This is a genomic window from Streptomyces shenzhenensis (genome assembly GCF_003688995.1).
GTDB classification, from domain to species: Bacteria; Actinomycetota; Actinomycetes; order Streptomycetales; family Streptomycetaceae; genus Streptomyces; species Streptomyces shenzhenensis_A.
Genome location: NZ_PENI01000008.1, coordinates 246,401 through 265,447 on the forward strand (window position 1 = coordinate 246,401; position 19,047 = coordinate 265,447).

10 protein-coding genes are annotated in these 19,047 nt (G+C 69.9%); 3 read left to right on the forward strand and 7 right to left on the reverse strand.

The features are described from left to right. The first annotated feature begins 262 nt into the window (after positions 1 to 262). Both CTZ28_RS48280 and CTZ28_RS16030 read left to right on the forward strand, forming a co-directional pair. Positions 263 to 4,345 (forward strand): hypothetical protein, encoded by a 4,083-nt coding sequence (locus CTZ28_RS48280; RefSeq protein WP_310887610.1) that lies wholly within the window; start codon positions 263 to 265, stop codon positions 4,343 to 4,345. A 31-nt stretch (positions 4,346 to 4,376) separates the two neighbouring features. Further along, positions 4,377 to 5,024: a leucine-rich repeat domain-containing protein gene (locus CTZ28_RS16030; RefSeq protein ID WP_147481156.1), complete on the forward strand. Its 648-nt coding sequence runs from the start codon at positions 4,377 to 4,379 to the stop codon at positions 5,022 to 5,024. Positions 5,025 to 5,052: 28 nt separating this feature from the next. On the opposite strand, the gene CTZ28_RS16035 is transcribed toward CTZ28_RS16030, so the two are convergent. From CTZ28_RS16035 to CTZ28_RS16055, 4 genes are all read right to left on the reverse strand, one after another. Next, on the reverse strand, positions 5,053 to 7,230 hold the full coding sequence (locus tag CTZ28_RS16035) for an AAA family ATPase (RefSeq protein ID WP_121890071.1): 2,178 nt from the start codon (positions 7,228 to 7,230) through the stop codon (positions 5,053 to 5,055). Beyond that, positions 7,227 to 7,922 (reverse strand): Pvc16 family protein, encoded by a 696-nt coding sequence (locus tag CTZ28_RS16040; protein WP_121890072.1) that lies wholly within the window; start codon positions 7,920 to 7,922, stop codon positions 7,227 to 7,229. The genes CTZ28_RS16035 and CTZ28_RS16040 overlap by 4 nt, the downstream gene beginning before the upstream one ends. Before the next feature lie 10 nt (positions 7,923 to 7,932). Continuing rightward, on the reverse strand, positions 7,933 to 10,518 hold the full coding sequence (locus CTZ28_RS16045; RefSeq protein ID WP_259471641.1) for an HYR domain-containing protein: 2,586 nt from the start codon (positions 10,516 to 10,518) through the stop codon (positions 7,933 to 7,935). 436 nt (positions 10,519 to 10,954) lie between these two features. Beyond that, positions 10,955 to 11,602: a helix-turn-helix transcriptional regulator gene (locus CTZ28_RS16055; protein WP_121890074.1), complete on the reverse strand. Its 648-nt coding sequence runs from the start codon at positions 11,600 to 11,602 to the stop codon at positions 10,955 to 10,957. Positions 11,603 to 11,832: 230 nt separating this feature from the next. On the opposite strand from CTZ28_RS16055, the gene CTZ28_RS16060 reads away from it, so the two are divergent. After that, the gene (locus CTZ28_RS16060; RefSeq protein WP_183154416.1) at positions 11,833 to 13,188 is read left to right on the forward strand and encodes a COG1470 family protein; all 1,356 of its coding nucleotides are present in this window, start codon (positions 11,833 to 11,835) and stop codon (positions 13,186 to 13,188) included. A 30-nt stretch (positions 13,189 to 13,218) separates the two neighbouring features. Here the strand turns inward: CTZ28_RS16060 and CTZ28_RS16065 are convergent, their stop codons facing one another. The 3 genes from CTZ28_RS16065 to CTZ28_RS16075 form a co-directional block, all read right to left on the reverse strand. After that, complete coding sequence (locus tag CTZ28_RS16065; RefSeq protein WP_121890076.1) at positions 13,219 to 14,115, reverse strand: eCIS core domain-containing protein; 897 nt, start codon at positions 14,113 to 14,115, stop codon at positions 13,219 to 13,221. A 197-nt stretch (positions 14,116 to 14,312) separates the two neighbouring features. Then, positions 14,313 to 14,894, reverse strand: a complete 582-nt coding sequence (locus CTZ28_RS16070; RefSeq protein ID WP_121890077.1) for a hypothetical protein — start codon at positions 14,892 to 14,894, stop codon at positions 14,313 to 14,315. A 118-nt stretch (positions 14,895 to 15,012) separates the two neighbouring features. Then, complete coding sequence (locus CTZ28_RS16075) at positions 15,013 to 18,765, reverse strand: S8 family serine peptidase (RefSeq protein WP_121890078.1); 3,753 nt, start codon at positions 18,763 to 18,765, stop codon at positions 15,013 to 15,015. Between the last annotated feature and the right edge of the window lie 282 nt (positions 18,766 to 19,047).

Sequence of the window (19,047 nt, forward strand, 5' to 3'; positions counted from 1 at the left end):
CGGGTTGACCAGGGAAGCGAGAGCGATTGTTCCCGGACGGAGGATCCGTGGGACAGTGCTTTCGGCCGCCCCGGAGTACAGATGTTCCTGCCCCAAGGTGCAGCGAACCGGCCTGCCCCATAGGGCAGCGATGTCTGCCCCCGGCACTACCCCGACTTCCTGGGGGGCTGCCCCGCCGGACCCCGCACTCTGACAGACATGTTGCGGACGCGCCGCGCGCCAGGGTCCGGCTCCGTCGTCATCCGGCCCACCGGGTGATGCGGTGAAGGCTGCCTCGGAGAAGCCCGCGAAGCCCACGGCGTCCGCCAGGTCGGCGAACCCGGCGCCGGAACGGACACCGACACCGGCACCGACGCCGGCACCGTCGTCGGAGGAGACGCCCGTCCCCACGCCCTCCGGCCGGGGGCTGACCCCTCGGAGCCTGCAACGCCTGCAAGGCGCGGCGGGCAACGCGGCGGTCTCCCGTCTCGTGGCCCAGCGCTACGCGGCTCCGGTGAAGCCGCCGGCTGCCCAGGCGCCCGGCATGCGCAGGGTGAACGCCGACATCGCCGCGAAGAAGCAGAAGCTGGCCACGCACAAGGCCGCGACCGCCGAGTCCCGTTCGGCGCAGGGCGCGGCGAAGGCGCCGCCCGACGACAAGCAGGCGCAGGGCAAGGCGGCCAACGCGGAGAAGATGAACGCGGCCGAGCCGGGGGAGTTCGACAAGGCCGCCTTCATCGCGGCGGTCAACGACGCGATCGACGCCCAGGCGCCGAAGAACCTGGACGAGGCCGACAAGTTCGCCGACTCGGGCAAGGCGGACGAGATCAAGGGCGCGGTCGACGGCAAGGTCACCGAGGGCAAGGAGTCCTCGGCCCAGGACATCGAGACCACGACCACGGCGGCGCCGGACACGTCACAGGCGAAGGAAAAACAGGTCACGCCCATGACGCCGGACCAGCCGCCGGCCGATCCGGGCGCACCGGATGCCGCCGACGCCGTCCCGCAGCAACAGCCGCCGCAGGTCACGGACTTCTCCGAGGGGCCGCGCCGCACCGACCAGCAGCTGGCGGAAGCCGACGTCACCGAGGAGCAGCTCGCCAGGAGCAACGAGCCGCAGTTCACCGAGGCGCTGGGGGAGAAGAAGAAGGCCGAACAGCACTCGGCGACGGCCCCGGCACAGGCACGCGCGGCGGAGAAGCAGCAGCTTGCGACGGCGAAGGCGGGCGCCGCGGCGGCCGGGGCGACGGCGATGGCGGCGCTGACCGCCGAGCGCGGCGCGGCGGGCAGGGAGGTGGACGGCGGCAAGGGCGAGACGAAGTCGAAGGACGAACAGAAACGGGAGGAGGTGACGGCCAAGCTCCAGCAGGTCTTCGACGCGACGCAGAAGGACGTCAAGGAGATCCTGGACGGCTTGGACGGCAAGGTCGACCAGCAGTTCGAGGAGGGGGAGAAGAGGGCACGGGACGCCTTCAACACGGACCAGAAGCGTCGGATGAAGGAGTACAAGGACAAGCGCTACGGCGGTTTCTTCGGCCCGGCCAAGTGGGCCAAGGACAAGCTGATGGGCATGCCGGAGGAGGCGAACCAGCTCTTCCAGGAGTCCCGCAAGCTCTACGTGCGTCTGATGCAGGGGGTCATCTCGTCCATCGCCGACATGATCGGCCGGGAGCTGGGCCGGGCCAAGGCGCGGATCACGCGGGGCCGTACGGACCTGAAGGCGGAGGTCGACAGACTCCCCGCGGACCTTCGGCAGTTCGGCGAGGAGGCGGCGCAGGACTTCGCGGCGAAGTTCGACGACCTCGAAGCGGAGGTCGACGACAAGTCGCAGGAACTGGTGCAGAGCCTGGCGCAGAAGTACACCCAGGCGCTGAACGCCGTGGACGAGGAGATCAAGAAACTCCAGGAGGCGAACAAGGGCCTGGTCCAGAAGGCGGTCGACGCGGTGGTGAGCGTCGTGCAGACCATCAAGGAACTCAAGGACCTCCTGATGGGCGTCCTGGCCAAGGCCGCAAGCGCCATCACAAAGATCATCAAGGATCCGATCGGGTTCCTGGGCAACCTGGTCCGCTCGGTGGGCGCGGGCCTGCAGCAGTTCGTGTCGAACATCGCCACGCACCTCCAATCGGGCCTGGTGTCATGGCTGTTGGGTACGTCGGTGAAGGCGGGCATAGAGATCCCGGCGAGGTTCGACCTCAAGGGGATCATCCAGATCATCGCCTCACTCCTGGGTCTGACGTGGGCCAACATCAGGGCCCGCATCACCCGCAAGGGCGTCCCGGACCAGGCGATGACGGAGGTCGAGCAGTCGGTGCCGGTCGCGAAGGCACTGGCGACGGAGGGGCCGGCCGGCGCGACGAAGGAGATCCAGGCCGAGGTGGGCGACGTGAAGTCCACGATCCTGGAGGAACTCAAGTCCTACCTGATCCCGACGGTCATCGTCGCGGGCATCACCTGGATCCTGTCGCTCCTCAACCCGGCGTCGGCCTTCATCCGTGCCGTGAAGGCGATCATCGACATCGTCACCTTCATCGTGACGCAGGGCGCCCAGATCGTGGAGTTCGTGAACGCGGTCCTGGACGCGGTGATAGCGATAGCCAACGGCGGCTCGGCGGGCGTCCCGAAGACGATCGAAACGGCGCTGGCGGCCAGCATCCCCCTGCTGATCGGCCTGCTGGCATCCCTACTGGGAATCGGCGGCCTGGCCAACAAGATCAGACAGACCTTCCAAAAGGTCTCCCGCCCGGTGAACCGAGCGATCGACAGGATCGTCGACTTTGTCGCGAGAAGGGGCAGGGGGCTTTGGCAGAAGCTCAGGAGCAAGGGTCGTGGCGGTGACGACTCGCCGGCCGGGAAGCAGCAGCGGCTGGACAGGGCGATGGCCGCCGCGGTGGGGGCGATGGCGAGATTCAGAGGACGCCCGGTCGGGCGGACTGTGCTCCACCCCCTTCTGGCCGGAATCCGGCGCCGGTACGGGCTCAAGGAATTGACCCCTGTGCCCGATGGACGGCATTGGTCGGTGCGGGGCCTTATCAATCCGGCGAATCAGAGGCAGACCGAGGCGCCTGTTGCCTCGCAGGACGAGGACCAGGATGCGCAAGGTCCGGGTAAGGAGCAGACGGAATTCATCGAGGAGATCCCGGTGGCGCTTCCGCCGTACGGTCTGGAGCTGTCCGAGAAGATCAGTGAACGATGGTGGGCCGATCAGCTCGGGCCAACGGGTGCGTGGGACAGCGCCGGGGTGTTGACCGGCTTCGCTGCGGATGCAGAGGCTCGTCTCAAGACGGACAAGACGAAGCAGAGCCTCAAGGGGTACTTCGATCCGAAGCGGAACGGAAACGTGACCCGGAGGGATGGGCCAAAGGCGCTGGGGTTCAAGCAGTACGCACTGCATGCGCTCGACCCGCAGCCGAAGCATTCGGTGCGTGATGCCTTTTACGAAGACATTGGGAAAGCGGCGGAAGAGCTGCTCAAGAACGGTGCCAAGGACGAGGTGAAGAAAGGTGAACTGAAGGATAAGCTCGCCAAGCTGAATTTTGAGACGAATACCCAGTACGGTCGCTTCGCGTCCTTGCCGGTCGCCAGGAGGGAAGTGGATCAGCAGTTGAAGGATGCTGCGGGTGGCAGGGTTGTTGAATTTCTCCGTGACATGGCTGAGCATGCAGAGTCGAAGGAGATGACTATTGGTCGACTTCGGGAACTGTGGAACGAGAAGGGCCCGGGCGAGAATCCTCACGTGAAATGGCTCAAGGCGGAGTTCCGGGGTGCCGGAGGTCTCCATGAATGGATACCGACGAATCAGATGATGAAGATCCTCGACACGGCAATAGAGCAGGAGTCTACCAAGGTGGCCGTCGGGTGGATCGAACTTCAGGACAAATTGCGATCGTTCACCGCGGACGTCATCTGGGAAATACGGGTGGGTGACGAGATGGCGGAGGTCGAGAGCCACGATATGGACGCCCACGTGGGTGCGTTCATGTCGTACGACGGAAACCCTGTCTACAACGGAAGGGATCAGAAGTGGCATCAGCCGCTCCGCGATTACTTCGATAATTTCATCAAGGAGCGCCCGAACGGGACCCCGCTCGAGTATCTTGCGGTGCTCCGTGGTCTCCTGGAGTCCGGGAAGCTGATGTGGCGGGGTGGCAATTCCGGAGACTTCACCGAGCGGCAGATGAACCTTCCGGTGAAGGCCATCTACAAGTCGATTCATGTGAGCGCGGACAGGACCGAAGCGAAGCAACGAGTCGAACCGTTGACTGTGCGGGACCTGATTGATGAGCAGCAGGCGGCCTATGCTCGAGTGCTGCAGAACTTCCTCGAAGCCGAGGAGTACATTAAGAAATGGAACAAGAGTGCGTAGTCACACTAAATTCCACTGAAAGGTGATGGCGATGAGGAAAATCGATCCCGAGTTCGACAGGTCGGTCACCAGGGCGATCGGGCACGGCTTTCCGGTCACCGCGCAGGAGTGCGAATCGGTGACGGAGCTCGTGATGCAACGTGTGCGCGACCTCGGTCCCATCGCTGATTTTCGATCACTTGAACGGCTGATCATGGTCGGGTGCGATCCTGTTTCCGTGAGGCGGATCGAGTCGCTTGCGAAGCTTCGTATGCTGAGCATCGAGGACAGTGCGCTGCGAGACATCTCGGGGATTGAATCTCTTCCGATCCTCAACTTCTCGATGCCGCGGGACTTCGTTGCCGACATCGAACCGCTGCTGCACGTGCCGACGCTGCTCCAGGTCGATGTGACGGGAAACCCCCTGTCCGACGTCTCGTACCAAGAGATCATTCCGAAGCTCGTCGAGAAGGGCTGCCGGGTGCAGTTCTCGCAGGAGCTGGAGTGGCGCGTGACCGTGCGCCTGCAAGCTGCTGGGGTCGGGGTGGCCTGCTATGAAAGCGCCCGGGGGTATCGGTTGTGTCGTCCGGGGCTGGGGCTGACGGATGCTCCGCAGTACGGTCACCCGGTGATCACGAAGGAGGATGCCGAAGGGCTCCTGAAGGGAGATCCAGAAGAATCTCTCAGGTTCTTCTCCTGACGTCCGGCTACCTCGGTCCGTGCCGGTCTCACACCAGCAGGGACACATACGGTCCGAACTCCGAGGCCAATGTCAGGCGGCCCAGTTTCTGGTACTCCCTTTGGATCGCGTGGATCAGGTTCGCCATCGTCACCGGGCTGCCCGAGTCCGCGGAGAGGTACGCGGCCGTCACCGCCACCGAGCGGATGTTGCCGCCCGACAGTTCGAAGGACTCCGCGCAGAAGTCCAGGTCCAGGTCCGTGGTGCCGGGCAGGATCGGGGCCAGACAGCGGTCCCAGAGGGCCCGGCGCTGGGCGGTGTCGGGGAGGGGGAAGTCGATGACCAGATCCAGGCGGCGGGTGAACGCGTCGTCCAGGTTGGCCCGGAGGTTGGTGGCCAGGACGGCCAAACCGTCGAAGGTCTCCATGCGCTGGAGGAGATACGCGCTCTCGACATTCGCATAGCGGTCGTGCGCGTCCCTGACCTCCGAACGCTTGCCGAAGATCGCGTCGGCCTCGTCGAAGAGCAGCACGCCGTTGATTCCCGCCGCTTCGGAGAAGATGCGCTCCAGGTTCTTCTCCATCTCGCCCACGTACTTGTCGATGACCGTCGCCAAGTCGACCGTGTAGAGGTCAAGACCCAGGTCCGCGGCGATCACTTCGGCCGACATCGTCTTGCCGGTGCCCGAGTCGCCCGCGAACAGGGCCGTCACGCCTCTGCCCCGGCCGCCGCCCGGTCGCATGCCCCATTCGCCCAGCACCCGGTCCCGGTGGCGGGCCCGGGCCGCGAGCTCGCGGAGCTGGGCGTGCGTGTCCGGGGGAAGGACCAGGTCCCGCCAGGTCACCGCCGGTTCCGTACGGCGGGCCAGCCGGTCGAGCCCGGCCGCGTTCTGGGAGCGGGCGCCGGCGCGGATGTGGTGAGGGCGCAGGGCGTCGCCGTCCAGCGTCGCGGTCTGGGCCGCGGCGCGGGCCGCGCGGGCGATCTGGTCGGGGGTGAGGAGGAAGGGGGACAGGACGTGCGTCACGTCCAGGTCCGGTGGGACGGGTTCCGGGTACGCCGTCGTCCAGAGCGCCGCCCGCGACGTGGGCTCCACCCGCGGGGCGTGCAGGAGCAGGGGCGGCCGGGCCGACCATGCCGCGTCCCACGGGACTCTGCCGACCAGAACCGTAGGGACCGGAACGTCCGTCACCGCGCGGACGACGTCGATCCTGTCCGGCTCCCGGGTCAGAGCGTCCAGCGGGGCGCACACCAGCCCCGACGACGTGAGTCGTGCCTCACGGGTCAGGATCCGTATCGCCTCCGCGGGGTTCACGTCACGGGCCACGCGGTCCAGGTCGACGGCCAGCACACCATGGCCCGCGCGGGCCACGGCGGCAGCGGCGAGTGCCGAGCCCGCGCCGCCCTGTTCCTCACGGAGATACGCGAGCGAGACACCGGTGGCCAGCGCGCGGGCCAGCGGAGCCGGGTCACCGACGCCCAGGTCGGCACCGGGCGCCACGCCGGGACCGGCACCGGTCCCCACACCGGTCCCGGCACCGGCTTCGACGGCGGGTGCGCCCTGCCGCGGCACCAACAGCTCCACTATGCGCGGATCCGCGGTGTCGTCACCCAGGAGGTGGGCGGTGACCCGGTCGGGGACGCGGAGGGCGCGGGCCAGGAAAGGGCGGTCCGGTTCCTCCACCAGCAGGAGGCCGCCCGCACGGAGCGGGGCCTGCGGGGACAGCCGGTTACGGGCCGCCGCGTCGGCAGGCGACAGGCCGCACAGACCCAGGGCGAGCCCCGTGGTGGGGCGGCGGCGGGTGACATCGTCGTTGAGATAGCCGTAGAACTGTTCGAAGCGGTCGTCCAGGTCCGGGAGGAGGGCGATCAGCAGGATCTCGACGTCCAGCGGCGAGAGGCGGAAGTCGTGGGCGAGGGCCCGGAGTCGGGTGGGACGGCTCGCCGCCTCCGCCGCGTCGGCGCGTGACTCCGCCTCCGCCAGCAAGCCGGCGTCCGTGCTGTCGGGAGCGGTGACGGCGAACATACGGGGGCCCGCGTCCAGCAGACGGTGGATCGTCTCGTCGCTCAGGTACAGGCCGCGGAAGGCGTCGTCGGGCGCCGGATCCGTGAGCTGCCGGGCATGGACCGCCCGCCGTACGCGTTGCTCGACGAGCATCGCGCGGTCGAGGAGGTGGCGCAGGCTCCCGTCCGAGGCGGCCGATGCCGCCGGGCCGGTGAGGGCCGTCATTCCGCTCGTTCTTCCGCCACGCGCGACGCGATGCCGCCCCTGCGCGCCCCGTACACCGGCAGGTTCGCGCCGGCCGGTGTCCGCTGAGCCGACGCGGTGGACGGCGGCTCGGCCGGGGGCACCTCGCCGAAGCCGAGCTGCACCCCTTCCTCGCCCACCTGCGGGCCCGCCGGGTAGACCGGGGACTCGGTGACCGGCACGCTGACCACCAGGTCGAGCGACGGCTTGAGTTCGCCGCCCAGCGCGCTCCATACGTCGGCGAACGACCGGTCCTCGGGCGGCGGCAGCGCGACCGTCATGGGGACGGACACACCGATCTCCCCCAGTGTGCCGGTGAGTTGTCCGGCGGGCAGCGCCTCGTACCGGAGGAGGCAGGAGAGGAGCGACGAGAGCAGACGGTGTTCGTCCTCCGGGCGTCTGGTCCAGGCGGTGATGAGATACGACAGCTTGAAGAACCGGGGCGGGCGGCGCCTGGACACGATCGCGCCCTGCTCGTCGTACTCGTTGAGCAGGCCGCGCTCACGGCGGCGCATGTCCTCGCGGATGTCGTACAGGTACAGGTTGACGGTGGGGGCGTTGACCTTGGCGGCCCAGTCGCGGGTGGGGGCGTCGAAGACCACCGCCACCTGGCCGCCCGCCAGGGCGTCGGTGCGGAACATCGTGCGCAGCGCCTCGTCGACCTCGTGGATCATGGCTCGCCCCTCACCTCCGGCCCGCGAAGTCCGGCGGCTGGAGGCTGCGTTGCACGATCAGTACGTCCTCCTCCGGGCGATGCAGCCGGTCCAGCGCCGGCACCCGGGCGCGGAGCACACGCGGGCCCAGCTGGTCCTTGCGCAGGACCGGCACCTGTGCCTCGAAGGCACCGTCCCGGCCGACCCGTACGGTCGACTGTGCCGCGGTGATGCCCCGGCTCCAGGTGAGCGCGATCGTGCGGCCGGGCGGGAAGTCCTCGCCGCGGGCGAGCACCACGTCGCCGGGCCTGGCCACTGTGGGGGTGACGGTCAGTTTCGGCTGCAGGACGCGTAGGGGGGCGGTGGCGGTGTTGTTCGCCCGCCGTGGGTCGCGGGGTGAACCGGTGACCGAGGCGCGGACCTCACCGCGTACGGCGGTGTCGTGGACCGCGGTCTGGGTGACGACGACGCGGCTGCCCGGCGCGATGGTGCAGGGCCTGGCGCGGGTGCAGTTCGACGGCGATGACAGCGTACGGTCGCCGGGGTCGCGCACACCGGGCCAGGCGGTGGTGAGGACGACGTTCCGCGCTGTCCTCGGCCCCGCGTTCGTGAGTACGAAGTCGGCTCGTGTCGTCAGTCCCGTGTAGCCGGTGGCGGGTGACACGGCGGCCTGGACGGCGAGGTCCGCCTCGTTCGGCACGGGGGCCGGGGTGACCGTGAAGGTGGCTGTGCCGGTGCCCGTGTTGCCGGACGAGTCGGTCGCGGTGCAGGTGACCCGGGTGGTGCCGACGGGGAAGCGCGATCCGGACGCGGGGTCGCAGGTGACGGGCAGTGTGCCGTCGACCGCGTCCTCGGCGGTGGCGGTGAAGTCGATGACCGCGCCGTTGCCACCGGTGGCTTCCACGGTGCGGTCGACGACGGTGACGACCGGCGCGGTCACGTCGTTGACGGTGATGGTGATGTGCTGCTGATAGTCCTCGGGGACGGCGGCGGCGCCGACACGGCCACCTCCGTCATCGCCACCGTCGTTTCCGTTGCTGTTCTGCCCGCCTGTCCGGTCCCCGCCATCGTTCCGGTTCCCGCCGGCGCCGGCCGTGGCACCGCCGGTACCGTCGTCGCCAGCCGGTCCACCGACCGATCCGGTGACCGATCCGCCGTCCGCCGTACCGCCGTCGGACGAGCCGCTCACCGACGAGGCACCGTTCGTCTCGCCGCCGCTCCCCGCGTCTCCGCAGCCGGTGGAGCCGCCGATGAGACCGCCGAGCAGTCCGGCGATGAGCCCGCCGCCGGAGCTGTCGCCGCCGATGCCGCCGACCGTGAGCCCGGCGACGGCTCCGCCCCCGCAGTCGCCGGATCCACCCGCCGCGCCACTGACCGCTCCGCCGACCAGCCCTCCGTCCCCGCCGCCGTCCGTGCCACCCGCCACGTCACCGATGTCACCGACGTCACCGGGAATGGTTCCGGACGCCGATTCCTCCCCTCCGGAAGGAGGTTCACCGCCCGTGTCGGAGCCGCTGCGGGAGTCGGCCCCGCCGGCGGAGGACGGTTCGCCGGGGGTGATCCGCTGGCCGCGGAACCCGCGGGCGGGCGTGACGTCGACGGGCGCGTCCCCACCCGGTGCCTTGCCGTCGAGCAGGAACTGGACGGTGCAGCTCAGGGTCATGCCCTGCGGAGCGTCGTCCGCCACCGTGATCGTCTCCTCGAAGGCGGCGACCTCCCCGCTGGTCACCTGCCGGCTGGCGGGACTCAGGGTGACGGTGAGCGCCGGATCGCAGCCGACCGTCTGGTGGCCGACGGTGGTGGGCAGATTGGTCAGCCCCGCGACGATCGTGTCGGCCACCTGGTCCGGGTCGGTGTCCTGGAAGAGCCGGCCGCCCGTGGCCTCGACCACCTTCGTGGCCTGATCGGGATCGTGGGTCGGCTCCCGGTTCTGGTCGGGGCCGTTGCCGTTGTCGCCGTTGCCGTTCAGACCGTCGCCCAGAACCGTCTCCACATCGACCCCGATGACCCGAGCACCCACGTTCTGCAGGGCGTTGACGGCGTCGGCGAGCGTGTGACCCATGCTGGGGTCGTGGCTGGACGCGTCGCCGACGAGGACCACGACCGGGCTCGCACCCTCGCGGAAGGCTCCTGCCGCCCCGTTGCCGATCTCCCACAGCGCGTTGATCCAGTCCTCCGCGGGTCCCGGGCTGAAACCACCGCGGGTGGCGTCGAGGCCGTCGACACCCGTCCGTACGGCCGCCAGGTCGTCCGTGAGTTCCTGGAGCACCGTGAAGACCCGTGCTCCGTCCACTTCCTGGTCGCCGTACGTCGCCACGGCGAAGCGCGAGTCGGGCTGTTCCTGGCGGACCCGGTCCGTGATGGTTCCCAGGTCCCGCTGGACCCCCTCGATGGTGGTGTCCATGCTGCCGGTGCCGTCCACGAGCAGCACGATGTCCGGCCGCGGCGGCACCACAGGCGTGCTGACCTGTTTGCCCACCGTGAGGGAGCCGCCCGGGTCGAGTGACTCGTCCACCACGGCCGGGGTGACCGCCGACTGCGGGACAGCGGCCGGCGCACCCCCCGCGACACCGGTGACACCCGTGACAACCACCAGGAGCAGTACGGTGGTCAGCACGCCGACAGGGAAGAGACGAGGCAGGGTGGCGGCGGGCCGGCGCGGCAGGCCGCGGCGCCGGACTCCGAGTGCAGGGGGCAGTGACCCTCGTACGCCGTGCACGAACCCCCGTACAGAACCCACGGAACACCCCACGGTCACGATCGGCGACTCGGATGCCCACCATCGCGGCCCGTCCGTGTGCGACGCAGCGGGGGGCGAGCCAGTCCTTCGGGAAGGACCGGCTGCCCCATGGGGCACCTAGGGCCTCTCGTTTGGATCATGCCGGGCTCGCGGGCCCTGGCACCGCGCCTCGCGGCGTTGTCGTCGGTTGTCAGGGCTCCGCCCTGCCGCCCTCCTCCGCCTTGCGATCCACGGCACCAGACCCCGCTCCCTGATCCGGCCTGATCCAAACGAAAGACCCTAGCGGTGCCGAAACGGCGCTGTGAGGACGTACTCAAATCAGGCCCTGGCGCAGGGCGTACGCCACCGCGTGGGACCGGTTGCGCAGATTCAGCCGGGTCATGACGGAGTGCAGGACGTTCTTGATGGTCCGTTCCGAGTAGGACAGTTTCACCGCGATGTCAGCGGTGTCGTATCCCTCCGCGACCAGTCGCAGGACCTCGAGTTCGCGGGCGGTGAATCCGGTGAGGTGCAGCCCGTGGGGTGTGAGCACCTGCCCCTGCAACCGTCCGACCTGTTGGAGCAGGCTGCCGAGGAGGTCGGGCGGGACCCGGCCCTCGCCCCTCGCGACCGAGCCGATCACCTTGACCAGGCGTTCCGGGGTCGCCTCGGCGCGGCGGACGACGCCGACGAACCCGCACTCGGCCGCGTTCACCAGTTGCTGCTCGTCGATGTGGGTGGTGACCAGTACCCCCCGCGCGGTACTGGTCCGCTGGATCTGACGCAACACCCGTAGCGCGACATCGTCGAGAACGTCGAGGACGACGACCACCACCTGCGGTGTATCCGTCCCGTTCCGTTCATCCCAGTTGATGACCTCGACTTCCGGGCGGGCGCGTAACTGACTGGACACTCCGGCCTGCGACACCGGGTCCTGGGCGCGCAGCGCCACCGTGATGCGATCTCCGTTCGTCTGTAGCACGTCGCTCTCTCCCCTCGGGCGACTGCGGGAGAGCTCCGATGAAATATGGGAAGATCAGGGGCACAGGTCCTCACATTTCATTCACATGGGTCTCCCTTTACCGAGTAACCACGGTAATGCCCGGGATTCCCAAAGGGAATTGGCGGTGTCTCAAGGGGCAGCGGGATTGCCCGAAAGTGTTCCTGTGTGGCCGGTGACCGTATGTCACACCGGACACTACGGTGCGCCGCATGACTGTTTCGGCGAGCGTGGACGAGTCTTCCGTCACCGTTGAGCCCGGGGGCGAGGCAGAACTACCGGTGCGGGTGCTCAACTCCGGTACCACCGTTGAGGAGTGCAGGTTCGAGGTGGTGGGGCCGTGCGCCGGCTGGACCACGGTGGAACCGGAGAGTCTGTCGCTCTACCCGGGCGCGTCCGGCACCGCCGTCCTCACCCTGCGTCCGCCGCGTACCTCGCAGGTGAGTCCCGGAGAGACACCGCTCGGGCTGCGCGTGGTGCCGACGAGCGAGCACAGCGAGACAGTCGTTCTCGAACGCACTGTGACCGTAGGGACGTTCACGGAGGTCACCGCGGAGCTGGTGCCGCCCGGCTCGAACAGCCCCTGGCGCGGGCGGCACAAAGTGGCCGTCGACAGCAGGGGCAACACGCCTGTCACGGTCGACCTGGCCGCTCGGGGCGCCACCGAACGGTCACGGCTGATGTTCGGCCCGGCCGAACTGGAAGTGCCGCCGGGCCAGGCCAAGTTCACCACCCTGACGGTGCGCCCCGCCAAACGGCTGTGGCGCGGCACGCCGATCACCCACCCGTTCCAGGTGGCGGTGACACCACGGGTGGCGGAGGGGCAGGACCCGTACCAGCCGGTGGTCCTCGACGGCTCCTACGAGCAGCAGCCCATCCTGCCCCGCTGGCTGCCCCGCGCCCTGGTCGTGGCGGTGCTGGTGGCGGCGGCGCTGGTCGGGCTCTGGTACTCGGTGCTGCGGCCCACGGTGCGGTCGGCCGCTCGCGAGGCGATCACTCCGCAGGCCGTCGAGTCCGCACTCCGGGAAGGGAACCCGGACCCGGGCGGAACGGGCGGCACGGGGAGCAGCGGTCAAGGGGAAGGAGGAACCGGCAGCGGTGGGACGGCGGGGGCGGACGCGGGCTCGGCCGGCTCCGGTGGCGACGCGTCCGCGTCCCCGGGCAGTTCCGCGACCGGGGAACCCGGTGGGTCCGGGACACCGAAGAGCGCCCGGGTGCAGGTGCGGGACGCGGTGGGCGGCGGTGCCACCCGGCGCACCGCCTACGAGGTGCCCGCCGGCAGGACCTTCGAACTGACCGACATCGTCATCCAGAACCCGCAGGGCGACGCGGGCACGTTGGTCGTCTCCAGCGACGACGGACCGCTGCTCACGCTGGCGCTGGAGAACTTCCGGGACTCCGACTACCACTTCGTGACCCCCATCGAGGTGCGGTCCGCGGGCAGGATCACCGTCTCCGTCAACTGCCGACGGGTGGGACGTCCGGTCGGGGCCCCGGCGCCGTCCCAGTGCTCCGAGTCACTCTTCCTGGGCGGCAAGATCGGTGCGGCCGCGCAGTCCAATGGCTGACCGGGCGCACGGCTCGGTCACGGGGCGCGGTCACCCCTCCGGCGCGGACTCCTCCTCGTCCTCCGCCGTGTCCTCCGCGGCCCGTTGCACGAACGCCCCCTGCACGTCCGCCGGTTCCTCGTCCTCGTCCTCGGCCTGACGCTGCACCGGAGCGGCGGTGGCGGGCGGTGCCGCCGAGGAGGTCTCCGCGGACACCGGGACGGACGAGCCGATGGCCGGGTCGGGCGAATCGGGGGACGGAGCGGGGGCGGACATGACTCGCTCCGCGTTGGCCGACGCCTCCTGCTCGAAGCGGTCCGACGGATCGCTCACCCGGATCCCGCCGGGAGCCTCCGTACCGTCCACCGGGCCGGAGCGCTGCTGGATCACATGGGTCAGCTCATGGGCGAGCGTGACCCGGCCTCGATGAGAGGACGGATCGTAACTGTCCCGCTGGAACACGACGTTGTCGCCGACCGTATAGGCGTGGGCGCCGACCTCCTTCGCCGACTCGTGTGCCGACGAACCGGTATGCACCCTCACGGACGAGAAGTCGGCGCCGAGCCTGGCCTCCATGTCCGTACGGGTGTCGGTGTCCAGGGGCTGTCCGCCGCCGGACGTGAGCACCTCGTGGACGCCGGAACGCCGCACGCCCCGCTCCACAGGCTCCGCTTCGGCCTCCTCGGGATTCCGCTGGAGCGCCGAGCGGACAGCGGTATTGCCGACCGTCCGTTGCAGGCTGGTCACTCCGGCGCGGCCGAGCACATCCGTACGGCCGGTGGCGGCTGCCGCAAGCAGGTGGGGAAGCTCCGCCGACGGCTGAGCGGAGGCGTCGGAAGACCACCCGCCGGACGCCTCCGAGAACTCCTCGGACTTGCCCTTCCTGGCCGCCTTGAACGATTCGTCGTGCGCGTGCTCGCCGTCGTGCCCCTGCTCGTGAAAGCCCATCTGCCGCTCCCCGCGAAATAGCAGAATGCCGGACGACGCTCCGACGACGCCCCGTTCCAGCGTCCGACGGGGGACCGGCGCGCGTCCAGGCCCGGACCCGTCAGGGAAGGGCAGTACGGATTGCCTTTTCGGGCAGCCCCGCGGCCCCCAGGACCGCACAGCCGAGTCAGTACGCCGGGCTCGTCAGCGATGAGCCCTCAACTGTCAGGCCCCGTCAGCTCGTACGGCTCGCCCAGCGGGTACGACTTGGTTCCTTTCCGCACCACCGGGCGAACGGTGAGGCGCTCGCCGGGGAAGAGGGCGACGAGCGCGACCTGGGAGATGAGTGACTTATGGATCCGGCCGCGCGCGGGGTCAGCCTCTGGTGAGGTGTCATCGACGGCCAGATGGCTGGCTTCCGCTTCCACGAGCAACTCGTAGAAGCGGAGCAGTTCGTATCCGTCGTCGGCCTGAGGCCGGCCGGTGAACAGTGCCGTCTCCGACTCGCCGAACGGCACCAGAGATCTGCCGTTCAGAATGCCTGCGCATTCCAGGGCGCTGGTCGGATCGATTCCCATGACACCCCCGGAGAGGTGGTCTGCTGCCGTCCAGGACTCGTCGTCGATTCGCGTCGAGAAGTAGAGTTCCTCGGCGAAGTGGCCATCCTTGCGCCGGTGGAAGAGCAGGGCGAAGCCGAGGCCGTCGCGTACACACGTATCGGCGACGTGGGCCGTGCCGGCGCCCTGTGCGTGGCCGGCCGTCAGAGCTGCCCGGGCGAGCTCTGCCAGATTCCTGGGCATCCTCGATCCTTGCGTGACATGGTGTGATCACGATACGCGGCCGTGGGCCATGTCCGGGGCCTGCGGATCGCCCGGCGGCCATGACCAGGCCGCCGGGCGGTTTGCCGTCAGGGTCGGGTCATTCGGTGATTCCCGCGGCACGTACGACGGTCTGCGTGACGGTGTTGCCACGGCTGTCGGCGGCGTGCACGCGCAGCGTGAGGTACTCGGCCGAGGCGGGTGCGTTCAGGGCGACGCTCACCGTGCCGTCGCTCTTGTGGTGGAGTCGCGCCGTGGTCCAGGTGGCGCCGTCGTCGTAGGACAGTTGGACCTTGCTGGTGCGCAGCGCCGCGTGCGGTCCGCCGTCGAGGTGGACCGGTGTGACCAGCAGGGTGGCGTCGGCTGCCGCCTTGCCGTCGTCGGACGTGGGCAGGGCGTAGTCGACCTGGACGAGCGGCAGTTGCTCGCCGTCCGCCTTGCCGCGGGGGCGGGCCGAGGCGAAGGTCCACTCGGTGCGGGTGGCGGTCGAGTAGGGGAAGGCGGCCGTGGCGGTGCGCGTCGCCTCGTGGACGAGCCGGTAGCCGGCCCGCTGCGCGGGGACCGCGGTGTTCAGCCCGGCGCCGCCCTCGGCGACCAGGGTTCCGTCACGGTAGAGCCGGGTCTGCTGGGTGGTGTCGGCGCTGCCGAAGGGGGTCCAGTTGACGTGATCGCCGCCGGAGTCGCCCCAGGCGGGCAGGGTCACGTCGATCTCGTCGCCCGTGCGGACCGGGGCCGCCACCCCGCTGTTGATACGGGGGCGTACGACGGGCCCGAACCATTCGACGTCGGTGGTCCGTCCCGCCGGGTACCGGACCGGCGCGGACGCGCTGTAGGACATCAGCTGGAGTTCGCCCTCCTCGACCCACGAGAAGGCGTTGTCGGCGGTGACGTAGTCGGTGCGGTGGGCGCCGGCGGTGCTGAGCCGGTTGGTGCCCACCCGGTAGCCGGTCCAGGGGTGCACGTCGTAGCGGTTCTCGTACACCTCGCGGCCGGCGGGATTGCGGAACGAGGTCTCCACACGGGCGAGTTGGGCGGTCCCCGGGGCGTACACGAGGTCCGTGGGTATGCGGTCCTTCCAGGTGCGGACCAGGTCGTAGAGGTAGTCCGTGTCGGGGCGCGAGACCGCCCGCAGCGGCACGCTCCCGGTGGCGTCGACGCGTGCGATGAGCTTCTCGCCCTCGGTGCGGGACAGGCCCACCACCTCGATGGCGGACCTGATGATCGGCTGGCGCAGCCGTCCGTCGAGGTCGTTGACGAACAGCAGCAGTTTCACACCGGCCTTCTGCGCGGCCCTGATCTGGTCGTCTGCGGTGTCCTCGTCGTCGGAGTCCCAGGGCACGACGGCCGCCTTGCCGGCCGCGTCCACGCCCGCGTAGTCCTCGTCGAGACCGTCACCGGGGTGGATGAGGTCGAGGTCGTAGTCGTCCTCGGGGAGTTTCGCCGAACCGGGCATGATCCACAGGTCGTCGAAGTTCTGCGTGCCGGAGGTCACCGTCAGCAGCGGCTCCTGATTGCGCCAGCGGGCGGTCAGGTACTGCTCGCCGTTGCGGACGCGCGGTGTCGGCGCCGTCCACATGCTGTCCCAGCCGTCGCCGATCAGGGTGCTGTCGAGGACGGAGGTGCCGTCGTCGAACGCGCGGTAGTAGTCCAGGCGCCGGGCGAAGTTCTCGCTCTTCTCCGGGGTGACCGCGGAGATCTCCCGCAGCTTCGTGCCGTCGAAGACCAGGTCGGTGGTGCCGGTGATGTCCACCTGCGGCAGGACCACGCGGGCATAACCGGCCGAGGCCGCGCCGTGGGTGCCCGTCACCCGGAAGTCCGCGTAGACGGTGTAGCGGCCGGGCGGCAGCAGTTCGTCGGACTTGCCGCCGTCGAAGAGGTAGTAGCCCGCGTACTCGTCGCCCTCGCGGAAGAAGGTGAGGGCGCCCTGGACGGGTTCGCCGGAGCGGCCGGTGATCGTGCTGCGGACGTGGAACAGCTGCTGGCGGGTGCTGACACCGAGCAGGGTCCGGGTGAGCACCCGGCCGTCGGCGGACGCCGTCAGCCGGCCGGTCCGGCGCTGGAGGTCGCCCGCCCTGCCCGGGTCGATGGTGACGGTGGCGCTCGCCGTGCCGTGCGCGGGGACGTGCAGGCGTCCGTCGGAGACGGTGAAGACACCGGCGGGTACGCCGGGCGCGTCCACCGCGAGATCCACCGTGACGGCCTGGTCGCCGGTGTTGGTCCAGGTCGCGGTCTTCACCACGGTCCCCTCGTCCTCGCCGGGCGAGTGGATGCCGGCGTCCAGGGTGCCGGTGGCCGTGAGGTTTGCGGTGGCCGCCCGCGCGGCGTCGACCCGGCCGTTGCCGCCGTCGTCCGCCGTAATCTCCGGGGTGGCCTTCACGGTGCTGACCAGGGCGTCCTTGAGGCGGCTGCCGGTCCAGTCCGGGTGGGCGGCGGCCACCAGGGCGGCGACGCCGGCCACGTGCGGCGTGGCCATGGAAGTGCCGTTCAGGCTGATGTACGGGCCGGAGCCCCGGGTCATGTACTGCGAGCGGGCGGCCACGATGCCGACGCCGGGCGCGGTGATCTCCGGCTTGAGTGCGTCGTCGCCGTAGCGGGGGCCCCGACTGGAGAAATCGGCGATGGCGTCGGAGGAGTCGACCGCGCCGACGGTCAGTGCGGCGTCGGCGGTACCGGGCGACCGGACGGTCTGCGCGTATGGACCGTCGTTGCCGGCCGCGATGGTGAACAGGGTGCCGGTCTCCGCGCTGAGTTCGTCCACGGCCCGGGCCAGGACGGTCTGGCCGTCGGCGTACTGGCTGCTGCCCAGGCTCATGCTGATGACCCGGGCGTGGACGTCGCGGGCGGCCCACTCCATGCCCGCGAGGATCCAGGAGTCGTATCCGTACCCCGCGTCGGACAGCACCTTGCCGACGTGCAGGTCCACGCCGGGGGCCACACCCTTCTCCGTGCCACCGGAGGCGGCGCCGCTGCCGGCGATGGTGGAGGCGACGTGCGTGCCGTGGCCGTTGCGGTCGGTGACGTCCTCGCCGGGGACGAAACTGGCGCTGCCCTCGACGGCGTCCGTGAGGTCCGGGTGGTCCTGGTCGTAGCCGGTGTCGAGCACGGCCACGTCGACGCCCTGGCCGGTGTTGCCGCCCTGCCAGACCTCGGGCGCCCCGATCTGGGCGACCGAGTCGGCGAGGGTGGCCTCGGCCCGGCCGTCGAGCCATACCTTGGCGACACCGCCTGCGAAGGACGCGTCGCCTGCCGGCTTCTCGGCGGCGGAGGGACGGGTCGCGGTGAGCGACCTCCAGAGGGCGCCGGAGTCGTCGCGGTCCGCGGCGAGGGCGACCCCGTTGACGCTGGTGAGGGGGCGGACGCCGGTGACGTCGCCGGGCATGGCGACGGCCCGCTTGCGCAGCATGGCCGCCGGGGCGTCCTTGCCGCCGTACGTGACGATGAGGGGCAGGCGCTGCTGCGCGGCGTCGTCGTAGCCGTCGGCCACGAGCCGGGTGATGTCGAAGAGCCGGTCGTCCAGGGCGCCGGACGCCAGATAGGGGCGGGCGGACTCGGGGTAGACGTAGGTGTCGCCGCCCACGGTGAGTACCCGGGCACCGGTGGGCTCGCCGTCGGGCCCCTGCACGGTGAGGGTGCCGGGGCCGCCGCTCGCGTCAGGGGTGACGGTGACCTTGTCGCCGGTGATCAGGGTGACGACGGACGCGGCAACGTTGTCAGGGGCGCGGGTCGTGCCTGATGCGTCACCGGTCGGAGAGGTGTCAGCGGAGGCGGTCAGGTGCGGGGTCGCCGCGGTGACCAGGAGGGCGGCCGCGAGGACGAGCAGGCGGCGCCCTCTTCCGGACGGATGGAGTGTCAAAGGATTCCCTCGACTTGAATGGATGTTCGGGCCGACGGGAATCTATGCCCCCGATGTGGATCTCGTGAAGACCTCTGACGTACTGGCATCGCCTTGGCAACAGCCGTGAAACACAATCGAGTTGGGCGCGAAGGGGGCGCGGGTGACCGGTGCGGGCGGGGGCGTGTCGCAGGCGGCACATTGCATGCGATCGCCGTCGGCCGGGGCGGCCAAGGCCTCCCTCGGTGTCTCGGCACAGGTACGCGACGGCGTACCGGCCCGTCCGACTGCACTGCACCCCGA